Annotated in this window: 2 protein-coding genes and 1 pseudogene; all 3 read left to right on the top strand. The window is 43.4% G+C overall.

All coding sequences use genetic code 11. The features are described 5' to 3' along the window. The coding region (locus Q0546_RS01875) for a molybdopterin dinucleotide binding domain-containing protein (protein WP_298790010.1) at positions 1–1266 on the top strand (1266 nt) is incomplete at its 5' end. Between the two features lie 313 nt (positions 1267–1579). Continuing rightward, on the top strand, positions 1580–3541 hold the full coding sequence (locus Q0546_RS01880) for a methyl-accepting chemotaxis protein (protein WP_298790011.1): 1962 nt from the start codon (positions 1580–1582) through the stop codon (positions 3539–3541). A gap of 189 nt (positions 3542–3730) precedes the next feature. Beyond that, a pseudogene (locus Q0546_RS01885) lies at positions 3731–3862 on the top strand (EamA family transporter); the annotation flags it as partial.

Genomic DNA, 3862 nt, shown 5'->3' on the forward strand with positions numbered 1-3862 from the left:
GATAGCGGAGAATTTGACGCAAACGGCCGCTTCGTCGCTAAAGCCGCGGCGGTTGCGGGTACTGGTCAAAGTTGGCTACAAAAGGCGACAAACTATGCATTCCCGGTCGCTCGTATAGCAGACGCTCTGCTAAATCCTGGCAAAGTGATCGATCACAACGGCAAGAAAATCACGTATCCCGATATCGACTTTATCTACTGGGTCGGCGGCAATCCTTTGGCTCATCATCAAGAAACCAACCGCCTACTAGAAGCGTGGCGCAAACCTCGCACGGTAGTCGTAAACGAAGCTTATTGGACGCCGACGGCTAAGATGGCTGATATCGTATTTCCAACCACAACCGCATACGAGCGCAACGACGTCACGATGACGGGCGACTACTCAAACATGAACATCGTGCCGATGAAACAAGTCGTGGAAAAATACGGCGAAGCACGCGATGATTATCAAATTTTCACCGATCTTTGCAAGGCGTACGCTAAAAATTTAGTCGTAGCCTACACCGACAACGGCAAGGACGAATTTGACTGGATCAAAGAGTATTACGGCGCGGCGTACGAGCAGGTCAAGGCTATACCTGATTTTGAAACCGATATGAAGCCGTTTGAGGAGTTTTGGAACGAAAATAAGCCGGTAACCTTTGCCTCGACGCCCGAGAGCGATACGTGGGTGAGGTTTGGCGAGTTTAGAGAAGATCCGGTGCTAAATCCGCTAGGAACGCCAAGCGGTCTAATCGAAATTTACTCCGAAACCATCGAGAAAATGGGCTATGATGACTGCAAAGCGCATCCGATGTGGTATGAGCCGATCGAGTGGCTAGGTATGAAAGATAAACCTGCCGAGCTACACATGCTAAGCCCGCATCCGACCGATCGCCTCCACTCGCAGCTAAACCAAACATCTCTGCGCGAAAACTACGCGATCGCAAACCGTGAGCCGATCTGGATACACCCTAAAGACGCCGCGAAAAAGGGCATAAAAACCGGCGATTTGGTTCGCGTGTTTAACGCGCGTGGCGAAGTGCTGGCGGGTGCCTTGGTGACGCAAGATATCAAAGAGGGCGTCGTTAAGCTAGCTGAAGGCGTATGGTACGACGGATTTGACGCGGGTCTTTGCAAAAACGGCTCGCCAAATGTGCTAACTATCGATATCCCGACTAGCAAGCTAGCTAACGGCAACATCAGCCACACCGCGCTTGTAAATATTGAGAAATTTACGGGCAAGGCGCCTGAGCTAACGGCGTTTAGCGATCCGAAATTCGTCTAAATTTAAACCGCGAACTAGATTTGCGGCTTAAATTTAATAAAGCCTCGCTGGGTTAAATTTGACTCGGCGAGGCGTTTAAAATTTAGCTTTTAAATTTAACTTGAAGCAGTTAAATTTGGATTAAATTTATCGTTTTTGCTACGCTGATTTTGCTTTCATACCGCTTTATATTTTATTCTCATAAAAATTACTTCTTATTTTTAATAAATTTGGACTGGATTTTGCTTTAAAACATAGTTAATGTAAAGTTTTAATTTTATTTAATTTTTAACGTAGTAAAATAGAAATTTTAATCAAAATCTAAGGAGAGAAAATGCGTTCTATCACGAACAAGATCGCGCTAATGCTCATCGTCGCGCTGATCGTTTCGTTTGCCGCTATTTCGGCGGTTAGTTATTATACGGCTGAGAATAAGGTCGTTCAGCTCGTTAGCCAAAATCAGGCTCAAATTTTAAAAGACGTCAATACTGTTGCTAATTCGTTTTTTGAAGATTATTTGGCTATGGTCAAAAAAATAGCTGTAAACATCGAGAAAATTTCAGACGACGGCGATGATATAATGCGTCATTTGGTGCTAGAAAAAGAGCTTGCAAATTCACTGGTTACCTATGTTTACTATGGACGCGAGGATGGTTATTTTTTCCAATCGGACGGTAAAAGAACAACCTTGGCCGATAACTATGATCCGCGAACTAGGGGTTGGTACGGAGCGGCTAAAAATGAAAATAAAGCTATTTATATGCAGCCTCGCTTAACTTCGACTAACGATTTGGTCGTAACTTTCGTAGCACCTGCGGTAAAAAACGGTAAATTTGTCGGTATAGTAGGTATAGATATCGATATAAAAACTCTAAGCAAAAAAATCCTCGATATGGGCAAGACCGAATACGGCTATGTTTATCTAATGAATCAAGACGGCGTCATGCTAATGCACTCAAATCCTGAGAACGTCGGTAAATCAGTCGACTCTACTACATATCTCTCCAAGCAATATGCAGAAAAGAAATTTGATAAAAACGGACTTATTCCTTATACTAACTATAAGGGCGAGAACGTAACGGCTAAACTTTTGCCTATCAACGATAAAGGCTGGCTAGCTGTCGCAGCTATCGGAGCGGATACTTTTTCTAGCAATACCCTTCCTCTACTTAAGGCTCAGCTTGCGCTAGCGGCGTTATTTATAGTCGCTCTTTCGATTTTTGTTTATGTATTGCTTAAAAAATCTCTCAGTCCGATAAAAACTATCCAAGAAAAGCTTGAGGATACGTTTAAATTCGTTACACATGAGGTATCTAAGGCTCCTGAAAAGTTAACCGTAAATACGCAGGATGAATTCGGCGTTATGAGTAGGGCTATCAACGAAAATATAGATAAAGTAGTCTACGGCATCAAAAAAGATAGCGCTCTGATCGAGGAGATGAACGGCATCGCAAATCTCATGATAAAAGGTCATATGGGCGCAACTATAAAGGCGGATCCTAATAACCCCGCTCTAGTGCAACTAAAAGATTTGCTAAATAAATTCTTTAGCTCAATATCGTCAAATTTAAAAGACATCGCACGCGTGCTAAACTCATATAACAAAAATGATTACACCGCTAAAATCGAGCTCAAAGATGAGCTAGAAAGCGATCTAAAAGATATGATCATGGGTATAGAGAGCGCCGGTGTAGCTGTTAGCAATATGCTAAAAGAAAATCTAAACGAGGCTGAAAGCCTAGAAGCAAAAGCTAAAATCCTAGCCGAATCTATGAAAAATCTAACCGACGGCGCACACAAGCAAGCCGACTCCATCCAAGAAAGCGCCGCCGCGATCGAGCAGATGAGTAGCTCGATGAATGCTATCAGCCAAAAGGCGCAGGACGTAACTCGCCAAAGCGAGGAGATCAAAAACATCATCGTCATCATCCGCGACATCGCTGATCAAACAAACCTGCTAGCCCTAAACGCAGCTATCGAGGCGGCTCGTGCAGGCGAACACGGGCGTGGTTTTGCCGTCGTGGCCGATGAGGTAAGAAAACTGGCCGAAAGAACTCAAAAATCCCTAAGCGAAATCGAAGCCAATGCAAACGTGCTAGCTCAAAGTATCAATGAGATGAGCGAGAGTATCAAAGAGCAAAGCGATGGTATAAATATGATAAATCAGTCAGTCACGCAAATCGACTCCATCACTCATCAAAATATCTCGATCGTAAATACCACAAACGAGGTTACGGCCGAGATAGACGATATGGCTAAAAATATCGTCGCGGATGTTAGAAAAAATAAATTTTAAATCAAGCCTTAAAAGCGAATGTCAAAAATCAGGCATTCGCTTTTTTGATTTAAACCCTACTTAATCCATTTGCAACACCGGCAAATTTAATCGCTTTGCAGCTTTTTCTTATTTTTTCATTTTAAATTTTGTACCCTTTCGAGCTAAATTTGACGTAAAATTTGACTATAATTTCGCAAAGGATAAATCATGCAAGAGTGGGCTTTATGGGCGCTGGCTTCGGCGGTTTTTGCCGCGCTTACGGCGATTTTCGCCAAAGTCGGGCTTGAGGGTATAGACTCAAATTTCGCGACTTTTATCAGGACGCTCGTGATCGCCGCA

The sequence above is a fragment of the uncultured Campylobacter sp. genome (genome assembly GCF_937997465.1).
In the GTDB taxonomy this organism is placed as follows: Bacteria; Campylobacterota; Campylobacteria; order Campylobacterales; family Campylobacteraceae; genus Campylobacter_A.

Excerpts from the sequence above, each read along its gene's own strand:
- Q0546_RS01880 (WP_298790011.1), top strand. The coding sequence starts at position 1,580 with ATGCGTTCTATCACGAACAAGATCGCGCTAATGCTCATCGTCGCGCTG.